Source organism: Lyngbya sp. CCAP 1446/10, from assembly GCF_026130175.1.
Lineage (GTDB): Bacteria > Cyanobacteriota > Cyanobacteriia > Cyanobacteriales > Microcoleaceae > Microcoleus.
In genome coordinates, this window is record NZ_JAIGNI010000020.1 from 25,872 (window position 1) to 50,944 (window position 25,073).

General features: G+C 46.4%; 21 protein-coding genes and 1 pseudogene. 11 read left to right on the plus strand and 11 right to left on the minus strand.

Annotated elements, in window-relative coordinates:
- Positions 1–259 precede the first annotated feature (259 nt).
- From K4039_RS11015 to K4039_RS11025, 3 genes are all read right to left on the minus strand, one after another.
- Positions 260–439, minus strand: a complete 180-nt coding sequence (locus K4039_RS11015; RefSeq protein ID WP_265235222.1) for a hypothetical protein — start codon at positions 437–439, stop codon at positions 260–262.
- A 293-nt stretch (positions 440–732) separates the two neighbouring features.
- On the minus strand, positions 733–936 hold the full coding sequence (locus K4039_RS11020) for a hypothetical protein (protein WP_265235223.1): 204 nt from the start codon (positions 934–936) through the stop codon (positions 733–735).
- Complete coding sequence (locus K4039_RS11025) at positions 899–2,395, minus strand: GUN4 domain-containing protein (protein WP_265235224.1); 1,497 nt, start codon at positions 2,393–2,395, stop codon at positions 899–901. Before K4039_RS11025 ends, K4039_RS11020 begins: the two co-directional genes overlap by 38 nt.
- A 648-nt stretch (positions 2,396–3,043) precedes the next feature.
- Here K4039_RS11025 and K4039_RS11030 point away from each other — a divergent pair.
- Positions 3,044–4,498, plus strand: a complete 1,455-nt coding sequence (locus K4039_RS11030; RefSeq protein WP_321161592.1) for a hypothetical protein — start codon at positions 3,044–3,046, stop codon at positions 4,496–4,498.
- Here the strand turns inward: K4039_RS11030 and K4039_RS11035 are convergent.
- Together K4039_RS11035 and K4039_RS11040 are read right to left on the minus strand one after the other, a co-directional pair.
- Positions 4,498–4,663, minus strand: a pseudogene (locus tag K4039_RS11035) (transposase); the annotation flags it as partial. The gene K4039_RS11030 and the pseudogene K4039_RS11035 overlap by 1 nt on opposite strands.
- A gap of 72 nt (positions 4,664–4,735) precedes the next feature.
- Complete coding sequence (locus K4039_RS11040) at positions 4,736–4,903, minus strand: hypothetical protein (protein ID WP_265235225.1); 168 nt, start codon at positions 4,901–4,903, stop codon at positions 4,736–4,738.
- 408 nt (positions 4,904–5,311) lie between these two features.
- On the opposite strand from K4039_RS11040, the gene K4039_RS11045 reads away from it, so the two are divergent.
- From K4039_RS11045 to K4039_RS11085, 10 genes are all read left to right on the plus strand, one after another.
- Positions 5,312–8,137 (plus strand): hybrid sensor histidine kinase/response regulator, encoded by a 2,826-nt coding sequence (locus K4039_RS11045; RefSeq protein ID WP_265235226.1) that lies wholly within the window; start codon positions 5,312–5,314, stop codon positions 8,135–8,137.
- Positions 8,134–9,525 (plus strand): response regulator, encoded by a 1,392-nt coding sequence (locus K4039_RS11050; RefSeq protein WP_265235227.1) that lies wholly within the window; start codon positions 8,134–8,136, stop codon positions 9,523–9,525. The genes K4039_RS11045 and K4039_RS11050 overlap by 4 nt, the downstream gene beginning before the upstream one ends.
- A gap of 71 nt (positions 9,526–9,596) precedes the next feature.
- A complete protein-coding gene (locus K4039_RS29800; protein ID WP_321161593.1) occupies positions 9,597–9,746 on the plus strand; it encodes a thiamine S protein in 150 nt (49 codons plus the stop codon).
- Positions 9,724–9,906 carry a hypothetical protein gene (locus tag K4039_RS29805; RefSeq protein WP_321161594.1) on the plus strand — a complete coding sequence of 61 codons (183 nt, stop codon included), beginning with the start codon at positions 9,724–9,726 and terminating at the stop codon, positions 9,904–9,906. Before K4039_RS29800 ends, K4039_RS29805 begins: the two co-directional genes overlap by 23 nt.
- Positions 9,907–10,231: 325 nt before the next feature.
- Positions 10,232–10,696, plus strand: a complete 465-nt coding sequence (gene rimP / locus K4039_RS11060; RefSeq protein WP_265235228.1) for a ribosome maturation factor RimP — start codon at positions 10,232–10,234, stop codon at positions 10,694–10,696.
- 308 nt (positions 10,697–11,004) lie between these two features.
- On the plus strand, positions 11,005–12,300 hold the full coding sequence (gene nusA / locus K4039_RS11065) for a transcription termination factor NusA (protein WP_265235230.1): 1,296 nt from the start codon (positions 11,005–11,007) through the stop codon (positions 12,298–12,300).
- A gap of 100 nt (positions 12,301–12,400) precedes the next feature.
- On the plus strand, positions 12,401–12,715 hold the full coding sequence (locus tag K4039_RS11070; RefSeq protein ID WP_265235232.1) for a YlxR family protein: 315 nt from the start codon (positions 12,401–12,403) through the stop codon (positions 12,713–12,715).
- 382 nt (positions 12,716–13,097) lie between these two features.
- A complete protein-coding gene (infB, locus tag K4039_RS11075) occupies positions 13,098–16,283 on the plus strand; it encodes a translation initiation factor IF-2 (protein WP_265235233.1) in 3,186 nt (1,061 codons plus the stop codon).
- Positions 16,284–16,677: 394 nt separating this feature from the next.
- Complete coding sequence (locus tag K4039_RS11080) at positions 16,678–17,403, plus strand: low-complexity tail membrane protein (RefSeq protein ID WP_265235234.1); 726 nt, start codon at positions 16,678–16,680, stop codon at positions 17,401–17,403.
- Positions 17,404–17,656: 253 nt separating this feature from the next.
- Positions 17,657–17,881, plus strand: a complete 225-nt coding sequence (locus tag K4039_RS11085; RefSeq protein ID WP_265235235.1) for a hypothetical protein — start codon at positions 17,657–17,659, stop codon at positions 17,879–17,881.
- A 154-nt stretch (positions 17,882–18,035) separates the two neighbouring features.
- On the opposite strand, the gene K4039_RS11090 is transcribed toward K4039_RS11085, so the two are convergent.
- The 6 genes from K4039_RS11090 to ubiE all read right to left on the minus strand — a co-directional run bounded on the left by K4039_RS11090 (position 18,036) and on the right by ubiE (position 24,966).
- The gene (locus K4039_RS11090; protein WP_265235236.1) at positions 18,036–19,163 is read right to left on the minus strand and encodes a glycosyltransferase family 4 protein; all 1,128 of its coding nucleotides are present in this window, start codon (positions 19,161–19,163) and stop codon (positions 18,036–18,038) included.
- Between the two features lie 270 nt (positions 19,164–19,433).
- Positions 19,434–20,642, minus strand: a complete 1,209-nt coding sequence (locus K4039_RS11095; protein ID WP_265235237.1) for a DegT/DnrJ/EryC1/StrS aminotransferase family protein — start codon at positions 20,640–20,642, stop codon at positions 19,434–19,436.
- 626 nt (positions 20,643–21,268) lie between these two features.
- Positions 21,269–21,844: an alpha/beta hydrolase gene (locus K4039_RS11100; protein WP_265235238.1), complete on the minus strand. Its 576-nt coding sequence runs from the start codon at positions 21,842–21,844 to the stop codon at positions 21,269–21,271.
- 472 nt (positions 21,845–22,316) lie between these two features.
- Complete coding sequence (locus tag K4039_RS11105) at positions 22,317–22,625, minus strand: DUF3493 domain-containing protein (RefSeq protein WP_265235239.1); 309 nt, start codon at positions 22,623–22,625, stop codon at positions 22,317–22,319.
- Between the two features lie 235 nt (positions 22,626–22,860).
- Entirely contained in the window at positions 22,861–24,093 is a 1,233-nt protein-coding gene (locus K4039_RS11110; protein ID WP_265235263.1) for a DUF445 domain-containing protein, read from the minus strand.
- 171 nt (positions 24,094–24,264) lie between these two features.
- Positions 24,265–24,966: a bifunctional demethylmenaquinone methyltransferase/2-methoxy-6-polyprenyl-1,4-benzoquinol methylase UbiE gene (ubiE, locus tag K4039_RS11115; protein WP_265235240.1), complete on the minus strand. Its 702-nt coding sequence runs from the start codon at positions 24,964–24,966 to the stop codon at positions 24,265–24,267.
- Positions 24,967–25,073 lie beyond the last annotated feature (107 nt).

Consider the following 25,073-nt stretch of genomic DNA (forward strand, 5'->3'; position numbering starts at 1 on the left):
GGACAATAGACAAGATTGCCTGAGTCCTTTTAATCAAATCAAATTTTCGGACGGGCATCCCGCCGTCCCACAAGCAAAAAAAATTGTGTGTGGGATGGGCGTCTCGCCCGTCATAGGTATTTTTGCAATATATCTAATGATTTTAGTTGCGATCGCCCACACGGGCGATCGCAATTTTTATGTATTTTATGTAAATTTTATGTAAAAAAAAGAGGCGACCGCTGAGTTCACGCGATCGCACGCCGCTTTAGCAGCGACATTACGCTGAAACTATCGGATCGAACACAACAGTCAAGCGGTCAGCCGGAACCATCCGTTTGAGAATTTTTAAATGACCGTCTGCATCAGACCAACTGCGAAATTGACCCACAATCACCTTTTCTAAATTCGGAAGCGATCGAACTATAGTCCACGGTTTGAGACGTTTTTCTTGCAACATAGTAGAGAAATCTCCTTGGTAAATTGGAGCCAAAGCCCGTCCTAATACTTTTCTACGGGTAAGGACTGGTCTGTAACTTTGTAAACTTGCCCTTCTCTCACAACATATCACAAAAAAAATCCTTTGGGATTATATCTGATTTTCTGTTCTTTTTCTACCTAATTTCTACATAATATATCCCTAAGCTGTGGCGCATTTAAATTGCATATTCGGGGCAGGCTTACGTCCCCACCCCACAAGAGTTTGATTATTTTTTGAACACCTACAATTTAAATGCAGAATAGCTTAACTCTTTAAATAATTGCCACCTTTGCCATTATTCCCCAATTCTTCCCTCTTCCTTCTTCCCTCTTCCTTCTTCCCTCTTCCTTCTTCCCTCTTCCTTCTTCCCTCTTCCTTCTTCCCTCTTCCTTCTTCCTTCTTCCCTCTTCCTTCTTCCTTCTTCCCTCTTCCTTCTTCCTACAAATCTCGCCGCGACAGCAAAAACCAGATCCCACCCAAACCCAAAACACCGCACAAAACCCCACCTTCCCATCCAAAAACAGTCCCTCCCGGCAAATGTCCAGGCTTTGCCTTAGAAGTAAAATTCAGTTCAGAATAGTATACCCACTGATTGTTAACCCACCAGCCCACTCGAACGCCAAACTTCTCCCAAACTGTAGCATCATAAACACCAGCCTTTCCCCCCGACTTAACCCACAAACCCTTTTGCACAGAAAAACCGAACCTCCGGTGACTGTGGCGTACCCAAAGTTGGTCAATCGTCTGCAAATCCTTAGCCGGAAACTTCCTAATATCTTCCTCACTCAAATAACCCCTCGAAACTTGCTGCATCACTTCCAGCATTTTTACAGAAGTTTCCTCATCAGCACCCCGCCAATTTTTAGCAGCCAGCAGCCTTTCCAACCGAGAATAATCAATCCCTTTTTCTGATTCTAAATTAACAGAAACTAGCGGATTTTGAGTCACAGGTTGGGTCGGTAAAGAAGGACTAAGAACTGTTGCCTGCTGCAATTGAAAATCAGGTGGAACAACAACAACAGGTTTTAAAAATTCAAACACTTCCATAGAAGACTTGTAGCGGTCTTTCACATATTCCTGAATCAACTTATCTAAAATCTGACCTAAATCCTCGCTAATCTTGGTTCCTTTCGGCAAAGCCTCCCTCCAAAGCCAGCGACCTTCGAGCGGATCGTAAAGGTCATCGTGAATGTCCCCGTAGATATCCAAATAAGGCATAACAGAAGTCAGCAAGCGAATGCAAGTCACCCCCAAACTGTAAAGGTCGCTAGCCGGAACAGCCATACCATGTCGCTGTTCTAGAGCTGCATAACCCGGAGTGCCCAACTTAGTACCCGTTTTGGTCGGAGCCTCAGCTACTACCTGTTTGGACACCCCAAAATCTATTAGCACCAACTTGCGATCGCGATTGCGGCGGATCACATTTTCCGGCTTAATATCCCGGTGAATGACATTGCGTTCGTGAACAAAATTCAGCAAAGGCAACAAATCTAACAGCAGTTCCCTAGTTTTAATTTCGCTATAAGCACCGTACTTTTCTAACTCATCCTTTAAATTATTGCCATCAATAAATTCTTGCACTAAATACAATCGCCCATCTTCCTCAAAATAAGAAATTAGCTGAGGAATTTGTGGGTGTTTCAGTTCGTAAAGCCGCCTTGCCTCTTGTTCAAACAGTCGAACATACTTTTTAAAATGAGCGGGCTTCCGCTGAAACTCCTGCGGTGGCGACAACTGTTTGATAACGCACAATTCTTCAAATTTTCCATGATTGACAGCTCTAAAAGTCCTGCCAAATCCTCCATCGCGCAGTGGTTCAGTTGCTGCATAAAGGTCTTTTAGCAGCAGCTTGGAACCACAATTAAGACAATACTTTGTGCCTGGTGGGTTCTGACGCTTGTCTCTTGGGCAATCGAGATTAAGGCAGTATGTCATATATTAAAAAAATGCGAACAAAATTATACTCAGGGTGTCATTTTATTCAAGAGTCCGATCGCTAGCTGGTTTTTGTGGAGGCGAGATCCCGAACCTTACCTTACGGAGGTGGCAGCTATCAGGGGCGATCGCACGCGCGGGCGCTCTCGCCAGACTGTCCCTGAGCAAGTATACCTCTGTTGAGGGTTTGACCTCAAACTCGAAGTCCAAATCTAAGCTTAAACTGCGATCGGCGCAATAGATTTAATTTAGGGGTCAAATAGCCAGCAGATCAAACAGAAATAGTAATTTATTACCAGCTCAGTTAGCTCTGCAACGCCGAAAAAAAAACTGAGGATTCCGCCTGAGATATAATTTTATTGACAGAGAGAATCAGACTAACGGGATCTGCGGCTGCCACCTGTGTTCGCGCGGCGAAGCTATCCCGTGGGGAATCGACCTTAATATTTGACAAGTATAAAAGTTTACCAAACCCTGCAAAATCAACAATCCCAAACTACCCAACTTTCCCCAGGTTAAAATAAATACTAGCTTGCTCGATCGCCATCCGATCGCGATCGCGACAATCAGCTAGTTTAAGCTGTTTCCTTTTTTCAGCTATTACCAGTTACATTTATTGCGCTCCGTCTACTTAATTAGGAACTGCCAGTGACACCAAAACTACAGCCATCTCAAACTCCCAACTCCCGCAACAAAAAATCATCCAAAGTACCCTGGTTCGAGCGGTTAATGGCAGTGCTTGCCCTAGGGAATTTAAGCCTAGTATTATTTGACATAAGTTACGTCCCTGGGCGAAATTTCTACTTCCGGCAACTACCAGTCCTCACCCAAATATACGACCCATTTAAAGGAATTACACCCCACAGAGAAACCCAGAAATATCTAGAAACCTTAGAAGAATTAAAAAATCAAGTAGTGCAAACAGGCTTGCCCTCTCCCCAAGTAGCAGCCAAATTGCAGGAAATAAACAATCTAAGCGCGAACATGATCGACGAAGATCCGTTTCGAGTAGCATCAAAAAGCGGCACCCTAGAAAAAATTAAAGACCGGATGCGCGATCGCACCCCCAATCCGCAACAATCCGCAAAACAATCATTCAAAACATTCTGGAGCCCTGAGTATTTAAGCAAACAAGGCTGGCAACAAGAAATCACTTGGTTTGACGCCAAAATCAAGCCATTAATCGCCATCAACTATTACCGTGAGATCGGAGAAAACGGCGAATTTACCGACAAGTTCTGGCAAATCGACCTGCCATTTATTGCCATATTCGCGATCGAATTTCTAGCCCGTACCTACTTGATCAGCCGCCGCCACCGCAGCGTCACTTGGCGAGCAGCCATGCTCTGGCGTTGGTACGACATCTTCCTGCTCCTTCCCTTCTGGCGCTTGTTGCGAATATTACCCGTCACAATTCGCATCCACCAAGCCAAAATGCCCGACCTCCAACCCATACGCACCCAAATCAGCCGGGGTTTCGTCGCCAACTTCGCCCAAGAATTGACCGAAGTAGTAGTAATTCAACTCATCAACCAGATGCAACAATCAATTACCACAGGCGAACTCACTCGTCAACTCTTTCAATCTCAAAAACAGCGCTATCTAGACATCAACAATATCAATGAAATAGAAGCGATCGCCACCCATCTAGTCCAAATCACCGTCTACAAAGTCCTACCCCAACTCCAGCCAGACCTAGAAGCCCTGCTTCGTTACAATATAGAAATGTTTCTCAAACAATCCCCCCTCTATCAAGGATGGAAGCAAGTACCCGGACTGGGAAACCTGCCCGCACAACTAGCAGAGCAATTAGTTGCAGAACTCTCCAAATTAGTCACCATCGGCCCCCAAGATGCCTACGAAGCCTTTAAAATCGCCAGCGAAGACCCCGTAGGTACTAAACTCTCAAGCCAGCTAGTCCAACATTTCGGGCAAGCTTTGGGAGCCGAACTGCAACAGCAGCAAACCTGGCAAGAAATACAAATCTTGCTGTGTGATTTCCTCGAAGAGTTCAAAATCAACTACATCCAGCGGTTGAGCGAAGAAGACTTCGAGAAAATTTTAGAACAAGCCAAAGAACTGCAACGGATAGCCCCGCGTTAGGGCAAGTCTCCCCACAGAATGCCCCCTCGGTAGCGGTACAACACCGCTTCCACGAACAACCGATTGTAGGCAGGCTGTCGAACACAAATAACCTTCACATCCCGGCAACAAATCTTTGATCCTTTTCCACTGTTCATCCCGTAGGGCATAACGGCGACTTGTCATGACGATCGAATCCTTCTAGTCGGCTGTATCTGCTGCACCGCATTACTTATTTTTTTCTTCCGCTATTAGTAATTAGCAATTACCCTGCTGTAACTCCTGCAAATGAAACTTGCTGGACTTGTAAACTTTCATGTGCGATCGGCATTGTCTACGAGAGTCATCGGCAGGGTTGTGCATCAAATCTTCAGCGCGGTAGTTAGTTAGACCGCCGTTAGGGTTCTCAGCGGCCTGGCGTGTCATTTTTTTAGCGAGAGAGGGATCAAATTTTTAGACGTATATTATATCAATTTATATGTAAGTTTAATGAAATTATACTTTTCAAGGCCAATCTGTAAAGTAAAGTTAAAAACTACTACAAATAGCTCTAAACCAAGTAATCTATTAGATATGATTGCTAACTGCTTTTGTCAAGGATAAAATTTTTTATAAATACTCGTGAAAAAATCAGGCGTGCATCTTTAGTAAGCTATAATTATAACGATTTCATAGTAAACACGTCAGGAGCCATGCTTGTTCAAGCAAGTTACTGTCTAAAAATTTTCAATAACTATTATAGATTGCTTTTCAATATATATTGCCTCAGCCTCATTTCACTAAATCCACTGAGATTTTTCAGCCAACTCGTTACCCTAGGGGTAACACCAATCAATGTCACACACATCTCCAACCACTTTTCTGTCAAACCGTTCTCAAAAAAAGCTGTCACTTCGCCTGATTTTGGTATTGCCATTCGTCGTGCAAATCTTTGCTGCTGTCGGGCTAACAGGCTGGCTATCCTTACGCAACGGGCAAAAAGCAGTCAACGAAGTTGCTAGCCAGTTGCGGAGTGAAATTACGGCCCGCATCCATCAGCAGCTCAACACATACCTAGATACAGCCCCTCGCGTTAATCAACTGAATGCCAATGCGATTCGACTAGGATACTTAAATCCCGACGACTTAGAGAGTGCAGAGCGCTATTTGTGGGAGCAAATTCAAGTTTTTCCTTCTCTGCCCAATATGGGTTTTGCGACTAAAACTGGAGAGTTCATTGCCATTGAACGCCAAGAGAATGGCCAAGTAGTTTTTAAAATAGCAGACAAAGAGCATCGGAATGAACTTCATATTTATGAATCTGATAGCAAAGGCAATCAAACGAAGCTTTTAAAAATCTCCCGTAACTACAATATACTCAGCCGTTCATGGTATAAAGACAGTGTACGCTTAGGCAAGCCCAGATGGAGCGAAATTTTTTCGCTTACAGGTCAGAAAACGCTCTCCCTTCCTGCCGGACATCCAGTTTATGACGAAAGTGGCGAGCTGCGCGGGGTATTCGTTGCTAATTTTCTGATCTCTTTCCTTAGTGACTTCCTGCACAGCTTAAACATCGGTCGTTCAGGACAGACATTCATTATGGAACGTTCTGGACTCCTAGTAGCCAGTTCAACTCTCAAAGAAGCATTTATCACCAACAATGACCAGCTCGATCGCCTGAATGCTTTAGATAGCAGAGATGATTTAATTCGGCTGACAACAGCACAGTTAAAAGAACACTTTGGCGACCTCACTAAAATTAGCAAATCTCAGCAAATAGATTTTACGATCGCCGGCCAGCGGCAATTCCTCCAAGTTATGCCCTTTCAGGATAGCCGAGGATTGGACTGGCTGATCGTGGTCGTAGTTCCTGAAAGCGATTTCATGGATCAAATTAACGCCAATACCCAGACTACCATTTTGTTGTGTTTGGGAGCCTTGGCGCTGGCTACCGTTCTGGGAATCTTAACCGCACGCTGGATTACCAGCCCGATTCTCAGTTTGAGCGCAGCTTCTAGAGCGATCGCCAGTGGAGACTTAGAAAAAAATGTAGAGGTAAAAGGCATAAAAGAACTAGAAGTTCTGGCTCAGTCTTTCAACCTGATGGCACAACAGTTGCGCGAATCCTTTGAGGCGCTAGCCAAGACCAATTCCGAGCTAGAAATCCGAGTAGAAGAACGCACCGCCGAACTGACGGAAGCCAAACAAATCGCTGATAGTGCCAACCAAGCTAAAAGTGAATTTTTAGCGAATATGAGTCACGAATTGAGAACGCCACTCAATGGAATTTTAGGATACGCTCAAATCCTAGAACGCTCAAAAACGATGGCTCCGAAGGAACTCCAAGGCATCAGCATTATTCACAAGTGTGGTTCCCACCTGCTAACCCTGATCAATGACATCTTAGACCTCGCTAAAATTGAAGCCCAGAAATTGGAACTGTACGCGAAAGATTTCCATTTTCCTTTCTTTTTGCAGGGAGTCGCGGAAATCTGCCGCATCCGAGCCGAACAAAAAGGAATTGCTTTTGTGTATCTACCCAGTTCTGAAATGCCTCGTGGCATCCACGCTGACGAAAAACGGTTGCGACAGGTACTCATTAACTTACTGAGCAATGCAATTAAGTTTACCGACTCTGGAGGGGTGACTTTTAAGATAGAATATCTGGAAAAGGGGACAGGTAAAAAGGTAAAAAGCAATGAGCAAAAGCCAGCCTCACCAATTCACAAAATTCGGTTTCAAATTGAAGATACTGGTGTTGGCATGACACTAGAACAAGTGAAAAAAATATTTTTGCCTTTTGAACAGGTAGGAGACAGCAAGCGTCAGGCGGAAGGAACCGGGCTCGGTTTAACAATTAGCCAGAAAATTGTTGAAATGATGGGTAGTACCATTCAAGTAAAAAGTCAGTCAGCAGCAGGCAGTGTTTTTTGGCTAGATTTGGATTTACTGGAAGCGGCAGATTGGGAAAATACAGCCACGATTGCCAAGCAAAGAAAGCTGGTTGGCTACCAAGGTAGAAAGCAGAAAATTTTGGTTGTGGATGACAAATGGGAAAACCTCTCCGTCATTGTCAATCTCCTGGAACCCCTCGGCTTTGAAGTAACCGAAGCTAAAAACGGTCAAGAAGGTTTAGAAAAAGTAGAAGAGTTTCAGTTCGATTTGATTATCACTGACTTGGTGATGCCAGTGTTGGATGGCTTTGAGATGATGCGCCGTATCCGAAATTTGTCACACTATAAAGACGTGGCAATCATTGCTTCATCTGCTAGTGTATTTGCTACCGATCAACATAAAAGTTTGGAGGGTGGAGCCAACGATTTTATTGGTAAGCCAGTGCAGGCAGAAGAGCTATTTGAAATGTTGCAAAAATATTTTAAAATTGAATGGATATATGACGAGATAGAGAAGGAACAAAGCAGCACAATTCCCCTTTCCTCTGATTCTCTATCACTTTCTAAATCGACCTCTGTAGTGGCTCCCCCACCAGGAGAAATGGAACTCCTATTTGAACTGGCGATGAGAGGCAACGTGAAAGGAATTGTGAAGCGCAGCGAGCATCTAGAGAAGTTGGATCAGAAATTTGTGTCCTTTGCTGTTGAGCTGCGCCAGTTAGCGCAAGGCTATCAGATCAAAAAAATCAAAGAGTTTATTACATCCCACAGGATAGAAAAAGAATGAAGGCAGCAAATAGGGAAACAAGTAGCATCTTAATCGTCGATGATAATCCTAGCAATCTCGACGTGCTTTCTGAAGCTTTAACTGGTTCTGGATGGGAGATATTGGTAGCAACTGATGGCGAAACTGCGATCGAACAGGCTGAATATAGTCAACCTGATTTGATTCTGTTAGATGTGATGATGCCAGGAATTGACGGGTTTGAAACCTGTCGTCGGCTAAAGGCAAGTCTGTTGACAACCGAAATTTCGGTAATTTTTATGACGGCTCTTTCTGACATAGGAGATAAGGTCAAAGGCTTTAATTTAGGGGCTGTGGATTACATTACTAAGCCCTTTGAACAAAAGGAGGTGTTAGCTCGCGTCAACCTCCATTTAAAACTGCGTTCTCTTACTAAAAATCTGGCAGATCAAAATCTGCTTCTCAAACGGGAAATAGAAGACAGGCTCGCAGCAGAAGCAGCGTTACATCAGCTCGCGCAGGAGTTAGAAAAACGGGTAGAAGAACGAACTGCTGAACTTTCTCAAGCTTTGGATAATCTTAAAAAAGCTCAAGTGCAAATCGTTCAAAGTGAAAAGATGGCTTGCCTTGGTCAACTTGTAGCTGGGGTGGCTCACGAAATTAACAATCCAGTTAGTTTTATCTCCAATAATATCCCTATTGCCAAGGAATATATTGCCGATTTGATCGGGATGACTCGGCTTTGCCAGCACAACGTTACTTCGACATCAGAATTTGAGGATAAGTCCCAGGAGATTGAGTTAGATTTTATTGTTGAAGATTTGCCAAAAATTATTGATTCAATGGCGGTGGGAACAGAGCGACTTTACAATCTTTCTATGTCACTGCGTAATTTCTCTCGGTTGGATACATCGGCACTAACGCCAGTGAATATTCACGATGGGCTAGATAGTACGTTATTAATTTTAGGGCATCGGCTGAAATCTAAAGGAAGTTTCCCAGGAATTGCAGTGATTAAAGAGTATGGCGAATTGCCCCTAGTTGAGTGTTATCCGGGGCAACTGAATCAGGTGTTTATGAATATATTGGCGAATGGAATTGATGCTTTAGAAGAGTCTACGATTAGTTGTCCGCTGTGCGGGGAAAAGAAACAAAGCAATGACAGTCCACAGATTCGGATCTGCACTGAAATGCTTCAGGATGACAGAGTGGTGATTCGGATTGCTGATAATGGGGTTGGGATAACTCAGGAAGTAATGCAGCATTTATTCACGCCGATGTTTACTACTAAATCAGTGGGTAAAGGGACAGGTTTAGGTTTGTCGATTAGCCGTGAGATTGTAGAAGCAAAACATGGTGGTACGCTGACCTGCATTTCCTCGCCCGAATGGGGGGTAGAGTTTGTAATTGAGCTTCCTATTCAGCATTAGTAATGGGGATTTTTTATGGTGAATCTTAGTTTGGCTGTTTTGTCAATATACCGTTAATTTGACGATCGCCCATGTCGAATCTACCAATCACCATCACTCTCAAGCTCTTCACCCCCTATCAAGAAGCAGAGGGCTTGTCCGAACTGAAATTAGAATTTCCCAAAGAAACCTCCGTATCGCAAGTCCTAGAACGCCTGAGTGCCACTCCCCCCCTGTTCTAGGCTCGATCGCACCGGCTTCGGTATCAACCAGGAATTTGCCCTCGCCCCACTCCAAAACGGTGATCAAGTCGTCCTTATTCCCCCTGTCAGCTCTCCCCTTCTGCCCTCGGACAGTCCGCCGATGGCGATCGGTTTGTCACCGGGCGGGCGATCGAGCTAAAATGAAAAATGAGGCACACTTCGATCGGAAGCAGGTCTCAAACTTCTTGGAAGAAATTGTTTTACCTAGGAGTGGGTCAAGCCCACTTTTTTTGTTGCATTAGTCGCAGGAAAAGAGAGCTGGGCGTCAGACTTGCCAGTTGAAGACTGATCCAGTAGGGATAATTCCCCCGCTTGAGATTCCCAGCAGGGATGCTGGCTAAGTCCCAAAGTTGAAGACGAAAGTCGCAGCAACCCAATAAAACCACCTCAAAGCAAAGCAATCTCAACACCTGATTTTTCCTTGCCCGTGTCCGAGTTCAGGAGTGTTAACTTAAATATTCGATATGACTCATCCCCTAATCCCACAAATCATTGACTTAGCTACCCCCGTTGCGGAAACACTGGGATTGGAAGTAGTGGGAGCAGTGTTTCACACCAACCAAAATCCCCCCGTCTTGCGGGTAGACATCCGCAACATCGAGCAAGACACAGGTTTAGCCGACTGCCAGCGGATGAGCACAGCTCTCGAAGCCGAGTTAGACGCAGCCGACATCATACCCGACGCCTACGTGCTAGAGATTTCCAGTCCCGGAATATCCCGATTGCTCAGTAGCGATCGAGAATTCATTACTTTTAAAGGTTTCCCCATCACAGTCAAAACCACCGAACCGGACTCGCGAGTCAAAGAGTGGAAAGGACTACTTGTGGGCCGGGATGAAACAACTGTTTATCTCAATCAAAAAGGGCGACAGGTTAAAATTCCCCGCCCTCAGATTGTCAAAGTTGAACTAGACGAAGGAAAGGAGTAGTAAAGGTCAATTTTGAGTTTTGAGTTTTGAGCTGTAGGGGCAGTGGATGGTGCGTTCCCGCCCGATTTGAGTGTTGAGATTGCCTCGCAGCAAGCTGAAAATGCTTCGCTGCGAGTTAATTTTTAAGAATCACATCTTTAGCAGCGGGGTTGAATTGGCACAATAAATAAATTGTTACAGCACCCAGATTTCCTAAGCCTATCCTGCAACTGATCAATCATCAGTCATCACTTTTTCTCGAAAATCACCAATTACTGATTACCGATTACCAGTTACGTATTGTCAAAACAAAAAAAGGAGTGTTTTATATGTCAATGGTTCCCCTCCCAGGACTCAAAGAAATGGTCGAAGGTATTAGCAAAGAGCGAAATTTACCCAAACACGCCGTCCAAGCAGCCTTGCGAGAAGCCCTGCTCAAAGGATACGAGCGCTACCGTCGCACCCAAAAACTAGATCACTTCAGCGAAGAATACTTCGACAACTTTGATGTAGAACTGGACGCAGAACAAGAAGGTTTCCGCGTTTTAGCGAACAAAACTATTGTCGAAGAAGTCACCAATCCCGATCACGAAATATCACTTTCGGAAGTGCAAGAAGTAGCCACGGAAGCTCAGCCTGGGAGCATCGTGCTCGTAGACGTAACACCAAATCAAAAAGAATTTGGTCGCATGGCTGCCATCCAGACCAAACAAGTTCTCGCTCAAAAATTGCGCGACCAACAGCGCAAAATGATTCAAGAAGAGTTTAAAGATTTAGAAGAAACTGTTCTTCAAGCCAGAGTTCTCAGGTTTGAGAGGCAGTCGGTAATTTTAGCAGTTACCAGCAGCTTCGGTCAGCCCGAAGTAGATGCCGAACTCCCGAAGCGCGAACAGTTGCCCAACGATAATTACCGGGCAAATGCTACATTCAAGGTTTATCTCAAAAAAGTAGGCGAAGGCTCCACGAGAGGGCCGCAGTTACTTGTTTCTAGAGCTGACGCAGGTTTGGTGGTTTACCTGTTTGCTAACGAAGTGCCAGAAATAGAAGACGGAGTAGTCAGAATTGTTGCGGTAGCCAGAGAGGCAAATCCTCCCTCGCGGCACGTCGGCCCCCGGACTAAAATAGCAGTAGATACTCTCGATCGCGACGTAGACCCCGTAGGAGCCTGCATCGGAGCGCGGGGATCGCGAATTCAGGTAGTAGTCAACGAATTGCGTGGCGAAAAAATAGATGTGATCCGCTGGTCTCCAGATCCCGCAACTTATATCGCTAATGCTTTGAGTCCTGCTAGAGTAGATGAAGTGCGTTTGGTTGCCCCAGAAGGCAGGCGCGCTCACATTTTGGTCGCTGAAGACCAACTGAGTCTTGCCATTGGTAAAGAAGGTCAGAACGTCCGCCTCGCAGCCCGCCTGACTGGTTGGAAAATCGATATCAAAGATATTGCTAAGTACGATCGCGACGCCGAAGACACCAAATTGGCAGCAGAAGCAAGCAGGCTCGAAGAACTAGCAGGGGACTATTACGAAGACGAAGACGAATCATCAGGCTTCGACGGCGAGGAGGAAAACGCAGAATATGAGACCCAAGAGGCGGCGGCCACGGACGAAACCGCAGCCACAGTCTAAAAACTGCGACACTCACTCTTATTTGATTGACGGAGAGACAAGGAGGAAAAGTCCCCACTATCCCTCTCTCCCCCTTTCCCACTCTCCGCTTCTTACTCCGATGAAACTGAACTACCGGTGTTGCGCAAGTTGTCGAAAAATAGGTACTAAGGAAGCTTTTTGGCGAGTAGTCAGGCTCTATCCTTCTCATCAGGTACAATTAGATCGCGGCCTCGGTCGTTCCGCTTATCTTTGTCCGGCGAGCGAATGCCTCAAAGCAGCTCAGAAAAAAAATCGACTTGGGCGATCGCTCAAAGCGCCTGTGTCTGACGAACTGTACCAAACACTTTGGCAGCGTTTAGCCACATCTGACTGTACATCTGACTTACGCTCGACCTGGCGCCAAAGCGACAATAGTTCGGCCTCGACTGTATAAACCTTCGCGGGCAGCCCTACCAGTAATTACCGGTAGCGCCAGCTCTAAAACCCCAATCCGATCGGCCCACCAGTCTGGAAAGATTTGTGTCAGATTAGATAAGGGTAGGGTACTAGCAGAGGTATCCTCAAGGTGGAAAGGTAAACTTGGAAGCTGGATTTGTGGCTGTTGCTAAAATTCAGACTTGAGAGTTCCAAATTCCTAAAAAGACTTGAGAATTCTACAACCGCAGAGTTCAGCCAGTTGCATCTTTTAGATCAAATTGCTGAGCGAGTACCAAAACCCCGATTCCTGACACTGAATCAATCACAGCGAATGATGTCGTCATTAGAACAAAAAATCAAAATGTAAAAACTGGTTGGCACAAAAGAGGGCAGAGTGGATGAACAACGGCAAAGTAAGAATTTACGAATTATCACGGGAACTAAATTTGGATAATAAAGACATCTTGGCAGTTTGCGAGCGGCTCAATATTTCAGTCAAGAGCCACAGCAGCACAATTACAGAATCAGAAGCAGAACGCATTCGCAAAACAGCGGAAAAATACGTAGCCAGCCACTCTTCCCCCGGCAAGCCAGCTCCTACCGAAAGAGCAGCAGCGCCATCTAGAGAATCTGGCCCTCACCCTAACGACCAACAAAAAAAGCAGCAAATTTTAGAAATACGCAGTCCAAAAGTACGGCCGGCTGGTGCTTCATCCCAGCCTGCGGGCAACGAGGAGCAACAAACCCAGCCTGGGGCCACCGTGGCAACTCCTCCCAAATCGCCCGCCTCTCAACAACTCCAGTCTCCAGCTAAACCAAATATCAATCGACCTGTACTGTCGAAGCCAAATGTCGCTGTCTCGGCGGCTCCTTCAGAAACAGTGTCGGAAATAGTGTCGGAAACAGTGTCGGAAACAGTGTCGGAAACAGTAGGTGCGATCGCCGATGAAGTAACCGCCGAGGCTCAAGCACCTGCGGCACTTCAACAACCGCCGTCGTCCAAGGCTCCCGAACGCACCCAGCGCCCGCCGGTCGCCCCTCCAGCGCCGCCCGGGGCAAAACTCACGTCGCCGCCAGTCAGAGGAGCGTCGGACTCGGCGACGCGCAACGCCCCAAATCTGGGAAACAAGCCCGTACTGAAACTTGCCAGAACTGAGCAAGAACAATCAGAACAGGGAGAAACTCTGGAAGCGCCGGCGAAACCGAGCCGCCCCAGCAGACCTGCACCAGGAGGTAGCGACGCCCAAAGACCTCGCCCAGGTGCTGGTGGGCCAGTTAAAACGGCACTTGCCGATCGACCCCAACAAGGCCCACGCCGGAGCCTTGCCCCCGCAACTTCAGCCGCCGGGCTGCGGAGCCGGGGCGGTGACAGCGCAACCACAGGAGAAGACGGAGACGATCTCGAAGACGATACGCCGTTGCTGGATACTCCTCTCCTCACCAGGCCGACACTGCCTGTTCCTCGCAAAAAGACCCAGGTCGTTTGGGAAGAAGATGATGACGAAAACTCAGATGCTGCCAAAGCTGCCAAAAAGGTCAAGCAGGCACGTTCTCGCCTCAAACCAATTGACGAGGATGACGATGACTTAGAAAACGGCTTGGATATGCCAGCACCGGTCACGGTCAGCCTGTCCCTAGCCCGCCCAGCTAAAGCGAAAACCCCAGCACCACCTAAGTCAACACCAACTCCGGGCGCACCCGGCAGCAGTGGCAAAAATAAGAGACCAGGCCCTTCTCACGATAAGAGCTCTTCTAGTTCTTCCGGGGGACGCGGCAACCGGGGTAAAACAGCCGAAGCTAAGGTAGAACGTCCAGAAAAACTGCTACTGAGCAGACCGATGACCGTTCAAGAACTAGCAGTTACTTTGGCTGTTCCCGAAACCGAAATTATTAAGCGGTTGTTCTCTAAAGGTATTGCGGTCAATATTACCGAAACCCTGGACATTCCAGCGGTGAGGATGGTAGCCGAAGAAATGGGTGTAGAGGTAGAAACTCCAGAAAAGGTGGCCCCAGCAGAAAAACTGATCGAGATGCTGGACGCCACCGATATGGAATACCTCCAGCGCCGTCCGCCAGTGGTAACGATTATGGGTCACGTGGATCACGGCAAAACTACGTTGCTCGACTCGATCCGCAAAACAAAGGTGGCTCAGGGAGAAGCTGGGGGGATTACTCAGCACATCGGTGCTTACCACGTGGATGTGGTACACGAAGGCAGGAGCCAGCAGGTTGTATTTTTGGATACACCGGGCCACGAAGCCTTTACAGCAATGCGGGCTCGTGGAACGCGGGTTACTGACATCGCCATCTTGGTGGTGGCGGCGGACGACGGCGTGCGACCTCAGACAATTGAAGCTATCAGTCACGCGAAAGCGGCAAAAGTGCCAATTGTCGTGGCTATTAATAAAGTTGACAAGGAGGGCGCTCAGCCGGAACGGGTGAAGCAAGAGCTGACTGAGTACGGCTTGGTCGCAGATGACTGGGGCGGTGATATCACGATGGTTCCAGTCAGCGCTATTCGAGGCGAAAACCTCGATACGCTGTTGGAAATGATTCTGACAGTCGCGGAAATGGAAGACCTCTACGCTAACCCCAACCGACCTGCTAAGGGTACGGTGATTGAAGCTCACCTCGACAAGGCAAGAGGGCCTGTGGCAACTCTGTTGGTGCAGAACGGTACTCTGCGAGTGGGCGATATTGTGGTCGCAGGCTCTGCTCTGGGCAGGGTGCGGGCAATGATCGATGACCGGGGCGCTCATGTAGAGCAAGCAACTCCATCCTTCGCGGTGGAAGTGCTGGGCTTACGGGAAGTTCCTCGCGCTGGAGACGAGTTTGATGTCTTCGCCAACGAAAAAGAAGCAGCGGCGATCGCCAGCGGAAGAGCTACATCCCAACGAGATTCCCGTCTGCTGCAAGGCGGCCGGATCAGCCTCAGCGGCTTCTCTCAACAAGCTAAGGAAGGCGTTCTTAAGGAACTCAACTTGATCTTGAAGGCAGATGTCCAAGGCTCCCTCGAAGCAATTGTCGGCGCTCTGACTCAACTTCCTCAAAAAGAAGTTCAACTCCGACTGCTGCTATCTGCTCCAGGAGAAGTCACTGAAACGGATATTGACCTCGCCGCCGCCAGTAATGGTGTGATTATCGGGTTCAATACTAATCTCGCTACCGGCGCTCGCCAAGCAGCCGACCAAGCGGGCGTTGACGTGCGGGAATACAGCATCATCTACAACCTCTTGGATGACATTCAAGGGGCAATGGAAGGTCTGCTGGAACCCGAACTGGTGGAAGAACCTCTGGGTCAAGTGGAAGTCCGTGCTGTCTTTGCGATCGGTCGCGGGGCTGTGGCTGGATGTTATGTACTCTCAGGCAAGGTCGTCCGTAACTGTAAGGTTCGGGTGCGCCGCGGCAACAATGTCGTTTACGAAGGTGTCCTCGACTCCCTCAAACGGATGAAGGAAGATGCCAAGGAAGTCAATACTGGATACGAATGCGGTATTTCCTTGAGCGGGTTTAGCGACTGGGCGGATGGCGATCTGATTGAAGCCTACCGGATGGTTACTAAGCGCCGCACGCTATCTCAATAGTTTTGAGTTGTGAGTGTTGAGTTGGAAGAGAAGTTTTGAGTGAAGGGCACTAAATGGCCTCTAGCTCTTAACTATTCTCTTCACTCAATATTCCAAAACTCATCTGGCAGTTGGCAGTTGGCAGTTGGCAATTGGCAGTTGATAGTTGGCAGTTGGTAGTTGGTAGTTGACAGTTGATAGTTGGCAGAAGGAACTTCCTAATCGTCTTTACTCTTGCTTAAAATTCAAAATTCGGTCACTCCAGTAAGAATTACCGAAAGAAACCGGATTTATGATCAGAAGTCTTCGGTTTGACCGCTAAATATTTACTCCTCGCACCTGGTTTCAGAGTCAAGAGTGCATCCAAAAAGCTCAAAGTTAAAAATTAAAAATTCATAACTAATAATTAATTAAAGTGCGTTCTTTTTGGTCAGATCCTTTCTTGTGGATTCACCTTTCTGGGGCGGCTGCGTTGCCGATTTTCCTCGGACTGTGCTTGCTGGGACTCGCAGTGGGTTCTCCCATGCTCCCTGTCTGGTTAGAAGTGTTTTTAGTGGCTGTAGCAGGTATTGCTCCTGTGCTTTGGATGCAGTTGTTCCGCCCTTTTTACATTTTTAGTATTTTAGTTGTGGCGGTGAAACCACAGAATTTAACACCTTCACAGCAGCAGATTCTGACTCGGTTTAAAACTAAGTTAAATCAAGGACTTGCTCTTTTTGTCGCTGTTTTGCTAGCAGTAATTTTGTGGCAGATATACCGATTTGCTCCCCTGGCTGCTGGGGTGGCTCCGTTTCCTCCTTCCTGGCGGTGGGCTGGATTGTTGTTGGCAGCTTCGGCTTTTTTAGCTAGCAATTTGTTTTTGCAGGTGTCTGCTAGTGTGATGGCTGTTTTGCTGACAGCGGAATCAGAATTTGCAGCGACAAAGCCTCATGTTTTAGAAAAAATTAGGCAGGATTTTACGATCGCAGGTTGGCAAGTCGATCGACTTTTGCCTGCTTTTGCGGGCGAGAAAACTGTCACTCCCCGTGCACCCACAGAGTCAATCCCACCAGCAGAAATCATCAAAAATTCGTCACCCAGCAGTATAGTCAACCCAGAACCTGCTGACACCAACGGCGCTACATCTCTACCCCAAAAGTAGATCAAAAAGTAAAATTAAAAATAAAGAGGCAAAAAAGTGTAGTTTAAGCTACTTCACTTTCGACAAATGTATGCAGTCAAAAAAATAGCTAATGCCCAGGCTCAGATTGAAATTATTAATAGTCTTAATATTGAATTTTTAATCGCAAGTTGTGGATATTTTAGGTTGGCTATTTGGAGAGAAGAATCTATAATAGAGAGAGTCAAGGTAAGCTTTCAATCCTTACAGGGGATTAAAACAGAGGTATAACAATATGGCGAATTATCTACCGATCGCACAAGAACCTCAAGCCGTAGAGCCGATCGAGCTTTGCAAAGATTCTGAAATCTGGGGCAGTCTCAAATCTGCGATCGGCGCAAGCTCAGGATTTCAACGCTGGCAGCTAGAACTCAATTTTGAGAGTCAGCAGCAAAATGTCACCATCGATCAGCGGGTTCGCTCTTATCTGCGCGAAACTTTAGAAACTTTGGCTTACTGAGCGTAGCAAGACCAGAGATTGTAATGGTTTGTGAAATTCAACGTCAAATTCCGCCCCTATCCCCTCCAATATGCTACGTGAGTGAACTCTCAACTTCGGAGTTCAATATTGCAGGGGAGAATGCTTTGACATCAGCGCCGGGGCTATTTAGTTTTTATTTGATCTTCATTTTTTGGAGAATCTGCTCTCGACGCCTAGCAGCAACTTGCGGCCAAGTCAACTCCAAAGCTCGCTGGCGGGCGGCGGCTCCCATCTTAGCCCGCAAATCAGGAGAATTAGATAATTTTCGCAGTCCCTCCACCCAGGCGTCAGTATCGTAGGGTTCAAGAATTATGCCGTCAATGCCATCACGCACAATACCGCCTCCTCCCATCGGCGAAGCAAGAATTGGCAAACCATGACCCATTGCCTCATAGATGACGAGTGCGCTACCTTCCTCAAGACTGGGAAAGGCAAAAAAGTCAGCTTCGCGATAGGCAGAACTGTAGTCCACAGCATGATCAAAGTGAACTACATCAGGACGTTTCAGCCAATGACTGCAAGTTTGAGCGATCGCAGGCTCGATCGATCCAAAAATTGTCAGCGTTCCCTTAATCCCAGCTAGCTCCCAAGCCCGCAACAGCAGATGAACCCCTTTGCGGACGCAGACAAAACCCAAGAAAAGGACGTTAACTTCCTCCTTGGGCGGTTTCTGGAATTGATAATTGGGGAAACGCTGAGGCGACCAACCTTCTGTCGTTACAAGTATTTTCTCTTCAGGAACTCCGGCTGCTTGAAACGATTTTGCTACGATCGGACTAGGACAAAACAGAAAATCAATTACCTTGAGTTTTTCCTTTTCATTCTGAATGCTTTCTGCGGTAATTGTGTGTTGAGGTTCCAATCCCAAGCGAGAGTAAGCATCGTCAAGGATTCTCTTAGCTTTGCTTTGATAACAATTAACTTGCTCCTCAAAAATAGGCTTGTTGTGCTTGTAAACGTTCTTTGCAATATCTACTGAGAGACCAGGCCACAAGTAGGCAACATCAAAATCTTTGAGATCTTTGAGAAAACGCTTCTCTGTCTTGACGATCGGAAGACTAGGACTGCGGTAATATAGGTTTTTCAGAAATGATGGAATTGCTTCAACTACATTGGGGCCACGACACTCGCGATCGCAACTTGGAACAACCATGCGAGCCTTCAGTTCAGGGCCTTGCCATTCTTTGCACACTGAAAAAAATACGCCGCTGATGCCTCGGTTAGTCGAATGTATTGGGAATACAGCACTCAATTTTAACATAACATTAATCTGCAATATTACTCAAAGTGGTCAGTATCATTAAGTAGGTCAACCTAATTAAACGTAAACAGCGATCTCGCTGTCTTATCCCCGACTTCTTTAAGTGCTGTAGGGATCTGGGTATTCGGTTGTTTTAGGTAGGTTTAGATACCAATTACCTACGAATAAAGCTAATCATTTTGATGCAACCTGATTTGAGATCACGAGTCAGGAATCAGGAGTAGGATGATTGACTCTGAAGGATCGAAGCAATCATCCTATTTCAGGAATTTAGCCTGCTGTTGCCAGAATATAATTCTGAGTTTTGCCGATCGCCAAACACTTTGTAACACCAGCAATTACATCTTCAACATCTGCATCTGTTAATTTTGCTGAAATCGGCAAGCTAACTGTATGACGTCCGATGTAGCGAGCATGAGGATAGTCTTCGGTCTGCCATCCAAACATTTTTTGATAGACAGGATGTTCCGGTATACTCATGTAATGTACGCCGACACCGATATTTTCAGCATTGATAGCGTTGAGAAACTCGTCGCGACTGATTCCTGCTCTGGCTTCGTCTACCAGAATTGTGTACAGGTGATAACCATGAATTGTGTCCGGTTCGGGGCTTGCGGGCAAAGTAATCGGCAGATCCGCAAATGCTTCGTTGTAGCGCTGCCAAATCTGCTCCCGCCGCTGCCAATAAGGGGTGACTCGTTTTAATTGATGAATGCCGATCGCAGCTTGCAGATCCATCATATTGTATTTAAAGCCGACTTCCACCACTTCGTAGTGCTTGTAACCCGAGTCGCTGAAGCGCTTCCAAGCATCTTTGCTCATACCGTGCAGCGCTAAAATGTTAAGCCTGTCGGTATCTTCTTGACTCTTGACGATAATCATTCCTCCTTCGCCCGTCGTGATGTTTTTGGTAACATAAAAGCTGAAACATCCGAAGTCGCCAAAAGTGCCTGCTTTCCGTCCCTTGTACTGTGTTTCGATCGCGTGAGCGCAGTCTTCAATCAACTTCAAATTGTGACGGCTAGCAATGGAACAAAGCGCATCCATATCGCAGGGACGACCGGCGAAGTGAACCGGCAAAATTGCCTTAGTTTTTGGAGTTATTTTAGCTTCGACTTGAGCCTGGTCAATATTCATTGTCACCGGATCTACATCCGCCAGTACCGGTGTTGCTCCAGCGTGAATAATCGCATTAACTGTAGCGCAAAAAGTCATCGGAGTAGTAATGACTTCATCCCCAGGTTGCAAGCCAGCAGCGAGGACGCTCAAGTGCAGTCCCGCCGTACAGGAATTAACCGCAACCGCGTACTGGGAACCCTTGTAAGCATTGAATTCGTCTTGAAAAAGCCTGACTTTCGGGCCCGTACCCAACCAACCTGTTTTCATGGTTGCCACCACTTCTTGAATTTCAGCATCTTCGATCGCCGGAGCGCCGAAAACCAAGAAACGGTCTTTTGGACGAATAGGATTGTTTTTCATGTTGCTAGTGTTAGCCAGTATATAGAGTCGATGGAATGAAAGTGTACTACCCTGAAAAGTACGATTTTATTTGGATGTGAGGTGCTGTTAATTAATCCAGTCTCTCACCCTTTCCGTTTTTAACTTTTTTTAGTCAAAAGTTTGGGGGAATGCGTTGTGTAATGTTATCTGTGATAGCACGAGCTTACTAATGACTGGTCGTTTTTCTGCAAGCGCCTGACTCTGACAGCATTTCCATATCTTAAGATACATAATCTGTAATGTCCAGCCGATCGTATTTCTGTTTGTGGGGAATACAGAAGCTCTTGCCCGCATTTTTTTCTCAAAAAACTTTCCTAAACAAAAATATGATTTCTCCCTATAAACTTTTTATTAACTGTCGAACATCTATCTTGAGATAGATTTTAGAGCAAAATTAGACGATGTGAGATTTGCCATTTTTCGATTTGAGATTTGGGACTGACTGATTCCCGTCGGGTTTGGAGCTTGTCTACCGCTGCATTCTTGTTTTAGACTCGTGTTAAAATCAGGAAATTTTGCAAAAATAAAATGTGAGTTTGGTGTAATTTATGCAGGTTGCGAAACATGGTGCGATCACCCAAATCAACCCCGGTTGACAAAATCCGCTACAATCTCGGCAGACGAATCTTGTTCAAAATGTCTTGGAGCCGTTCTGAAACGCCGCCCAATTGTTCTGACAAAACTACAAGTTTACCGTAAGCTTCAACTAAGCGATCGCCCTCAACGTAAACTTCTGGAGTCGGATAATTCTTCATTGTTTCCAGCAACGTAATCTCGTTATCATTAGTTGCAGATAGCACCAATGCCGATCGCAAAGCTTCTCGATTTGCATTCCCAGAAGGAGTCCGAATTACCTGACCAACCTCATCAAGAATCACTTCTCCAACTTTACTATTCAGCGTCCGATCCAAAAACCTTGGATTGACTTTAACCGGCCTGGTCAGATAACGGCGTAGTGTTTCGGGGTCTTTTTTTGCCTTTCCCAGCAGCATTTCTAACCCAGGCGACATTTTCCCAGTTTCTGCAAAAACTTCTAATTCACTGACTGGTAAAGTCATTCGGATCACACTGTATTTGAGCACTACCTTTTCGGCAGCCACCGCAGCACTGCTGTAAAATAGAATTCCCGCACCTGCTGCTACAAATAACGTCCACCGCCCTTTGAAAAATGACCGCCCCATAGTAAAATCTCCCAACATCTTTTTCTACTTCGACTTTGGCACATCTAATTAGTTACTGCACTGGCAAATTGGTTCGGGAAACGCCTTCGGGATGCGATCGTCCCAACACTTAAGTATAAAATCAAACATAAAATTTACACAAAACTCGATCGAGACTTGAATTTTCCCCAATTTCCCCGAAGCCCAATCCCAGATTCCCACAAAAACACCAAGCGCCAACTCTTCTCTAATTGAAGGCTGGCGCTGGGCTTAAATTTGTTTTGTATATTTAGGGTCTTTATCCAAGCTGACCCCAATTGAACGAGTTAGAAACGGTTTATGATTAGGGTCTTTAAATTTGCTGACCCCAATTCAACCAACCTCTTCATAATTACAGGGATCGATCGCTTTCCCAGGATTTCGTAATAATTTCTTTATCTTTATAACTTTTGCTTGCCTCAGATATATTTTTGTGTCTATTTGTAAATTTTTGTTACTTCGACTTCGGCGATCGGGCTTCGGCGCGCTGCTCCAGGCGAAACAGAAACACCATCAGAGCCACGACTCCCACTTGCAGGGCAAAATTGGGCAAAGCAGAGCCAATTTCCCGGCCAGAGGCAATTTTAGCGAGGAAAACCACGCCGCCGATGAAGCCGGAAGCGCCACAAGCTACGTAGACAAACTGTCGCAAAGGCCGATAGGGAGCGGCGATTTCTGCGGTTAAACGCTCGTATTGTTGGCGGCTGAGGTTGCGAGGGTTTTTGGGGATGTACGGGCGATCGTCCGAATTTGGGGCTGCCATAAATTTAATAAATAAGTAAATTAGATCGGACGTACCGTTGAAACCGCATCTACACAAACAAATCCCACTCCAAGCGGAATGAATAAAATAACCTAATTGTAATCGCTCAGTCTTCAACCCGCTCCCGTCGGGTTTTGTTTGAAAAGAAGCGGTTTCAACCGCCCGGTCTTATGTGCGCGCAAGTTCTGTGATAAATATCATACTACAACAATGATCTCAAAACTGCCGCAATAAATCACCGCTGAAGCAAAAGCACAACTGTCTGCAAACAGCCGACGAAAATGCCCAAAACCCCTCCTAAATTTACAATTCCCTGCAATTCGCTTTTGACGATTCCCTGAATTGCTAACTCTAAATCTTCGGGAGAAGTACCTTTTACTCGATCGACAATCACCTGGTCGATATTCAAAATCGGGATAGCCTGAGCTACAATATTTTCTAAATCCCGCTCCAGATATCGCTCTAAAACCAAAGCCAGTTCTTTGCTGACAATTTCCAGCGAAGCGCTCATCACCGCTGAAGTTTGCAATCGATTGAGAATCAACCGCGAAATATTTTCCCAGTCAATAGATTTGCTCAACCCATCAAGTACCTCCGTACCCCGCTCTTGAACGTAGCTACGAACGCTGTCGCGCATAGTTTTTCGCAACTGTCTCACCGTCGAAACCGGTAAGTTTTGCATCGACAAATTTTGCAGCCATTCCTGAAGTCGCCCGCGAATTCCCAAAGAAACAGTTAACTCTGCTAACCGCTGATTTGTGACTTGTCTGTCATCTAGACAAAAAGTCCGCAGCCGAGTTAAAGTGTTACGCAAACCAAACAAATTTGCTACTACCCAATAGGTGCCGCTGCTTTTTTCTCGAAACCCTTCATCGATGATCGAAATATTGCGATCGGTCAAAAAGTCAATCAAAGCCTGCCGCAGCACTTCCGGCGGTATTACTATCTGCAACAGCCAATCAGCCAACTGGCCCGCCTGAGCTTCAGTTAACTGAATTTCCAGCAAAACTTGGTCAAAAATTTGATTGAGCTGAGCTTCTAAAAAATCTTCCCGGCGCGCCAAAACTTTGAGAATTCGCGGCACAGATTCCCCCAACAAATCTCGCAGAATGTTAGCAAGAATTTTAGCGGTTTTTTGCTCTGCGTCTGCTTTTACCTGATCCAGCGCCAACTGCAACAGCCAGAGGATTATCGACTGCATCCGCTCAGTTTGCAGGAGGCGACGTGCTAATTTTTGCAGTTCCTGCGGCGTCAGCAGCGAACCCATAATTGTGTCGGAAATTCGCTTTGCTAAGCGTTCTTGGTTGCGGGGGATTAAGCCGGGAGTGAAAGGTAACTTCCGCCCTTTGATATAAATAGGTCGATAGGGGCGGAACAGCATTTTGATAGCTATATCGTTGGTGAAATAGCCAATAATTCCTCCCACTACAGGTGGGGCAAACAACAGCCAAATATCAGACGGGTTCATCAATAATTGGGGAATTGGGAATTGGGAATTGGGCGAAGCGAAGCGGAGGCATGGGGCATGGGGCATGGGGCATGGGGCATGGGGCATGGGTAATGGGTAATAGTTAATGGTTACTTGTTAGTGATTTTTCTAATAACCAATTCCCAATTCCCAATGACTAATGACTAATGACTAATGACTAATGACCAATACTCCCATCATAGCTCCGGCAATGGGATAGTGGGTGGCGGTGGCAAATCCGGCTTGGTGGGCGATCGCGACTTGCTGCTCGCCGATCGGGAATTTTTCTAAACTAGGATTAATGTAGGCATATTCTTGAGTCATCCCAAATTGCTGAGCAATGGGCACCACGAGACTGTCGAGATAAAACTGCTGAAAGCTCCGCATGAGGGAATTGCTGGGGCGGTGGAGGTCGAGAATAGCTGCTTTGGCGCCCGGTTTGAGGACGCGGTGCAGTTCCTGAAGACTGCGGGGGATGTCCGTCACGTTGCGGAGGCCGTAACCCATTGTGGCGCAGTCGAAGTAATTGTCGGCAAAAGGCAAGTCTAGGGCATCAGCTTCTACCCAGGTAATGGGACTTGCAGGGGTGAGAAAAGGTCGATCGCGCTGGCCCGCAACTGCCAATTGTGCGGCGGAAAAATCTACTCCAAATACGCAACCGGTAGACCCTGCTTGTCTTGCCAACAGCAATGCTATGTCCCCGCTACCGCAGCACAAGTCTAAACAAGTATTTCCGGGGCCGGCACCGCTCCATTTGACCGCCATTTGCTTCCAAATCCGGTGCTGCCCCAAGCTCAACCAGTCGTTCATTTGGTTGTAAACTGGTGCAATTCGATTAAATATAGTTTTAATTTGTTCTGAGTTATTAGTCATTAGGAAGAAGGAAGAGGGAAGAAGGAAGAGGGAAGAGGGAAGAAAGATTTAAATGTAAAAAATTGGGATTTGCGATCGACCGCACAAGTAAGAAAGCCAGTAATTTC

Bases quoted from the DNA above. Each gene is read 5' to 3' on its own strand.
- rimP (WP_265235228.1), top strand. From the start codon at position 10,232: ATGACTCATCCCCTAATCCCACAAATCATTGACTTAGCTACCCCCGTT.
- K4039_RS11110 (WP_265235263.1), bottom strand. From the start codon at position 24,093: ATGAACCCGTCTGATATTTGGCTGTTGTTTGCCCCACCTGTAGTGGGA.
- K4039_RS11095 (WP_265235237.1), bottom strand. From the start codon at position 20,642: ATGAAAAACAATCCTATTCGTCCAAAAGACCGTTTCTTGGTTTTCGGC.
- infB (WP_265235233.1), top strand. From the start codon at position 13,098: ATGAACAACGGCAAAGTAAGAATTTACGAATTATCACGGGAACTAAAT.
- K4039_RS11050 (WP_265235227.1), top strand. From the start codon at position 8,134: ATGAAGGCAGCAAATAGGGAAACAAGTAGCATCTTAATCGTCGATGAT.
- K4039_RS11015 (WP_265235222.1), bottom strand. From the start codon at position 439: ATGTTGCAAGAAAAACGTCTCAAACCGTGGACTATAGTTCGATCGCTT.
- K4039_RS11025 (WP_265235224.1), bottom strand. From the start codon at position 2,395: ATGACATACTGCCTTAATCTCGATTGCCCAAGAGACAAGCGTCAGAAC.
- K4039_RS11105 (WP_265235239.1), bottom strand. From the start codon at position 22,625: ATGGCAGCCCCAAATTCGGACGATCGCCCGTACATCCCCAAAAACCCT.
- K4039_RS11045 (WP_265235226.1), top strand. From the start codon at position 5,312: ATGTCACACACATCTCCAACCACTTTTCTGTCAAACCGTTCTCAAAAA.
- K4039_RS11070 (WP_265235232.1), top strand. From the start codon at position 12,401: ATGAAACTGAACTACCGGTGTTGCGCAAGTTGTCGAAAAATAGGTACT.
- nusA (WP_265235230.1), top strand. From the start codon at position 11,005: ATGTCAATGGTTCCCCTCCCAGGACTCAAAGAAATGGTCGAAGGTATT.
- K4039_RS11090 (WP_265235236.1), bottom strand. From the start codon at position 19,163: ATGTTAAAATTGAGTGCTGTATTCCCAATACATTCGACTAACCGAGGC.
- ubiE (WP_265235240.1), bottom strand. From the start codon at position 24,966: ATGACTAATAACTCAGAACAAATTAAAACTATATTTAATCGAATTGCA.
- K4039_RS11040 (WP_265235225.1), bottom strand. From the start codon at position 4,903: ATGACACGCCAGGCCGCTGAGAACCCTAACGGCGGTCTAACTAACTAC.
- K4039_RS11085 (WP_265235235.1), top strand. From the start codon at position 17,657: ATGGCGAATTATCTACCGATCGCACAAGAACCTCAAGCCGTAGAGCCG.
- K4039_RS11100 (WP_265235238.1), bottom strand. From the start codon at position 21,844: ATGGGGCGGTCATTTTTCAAAGGGCGGTGGACGTTATTTGTAGCAGCA.
- K4039_RS29800 (WP_321161593.1), top strand. From the start codon at position 9,597: ATGTCGAATCTACCAATCACCATCACTCTCAAGCTCTTCACCCCCTAT.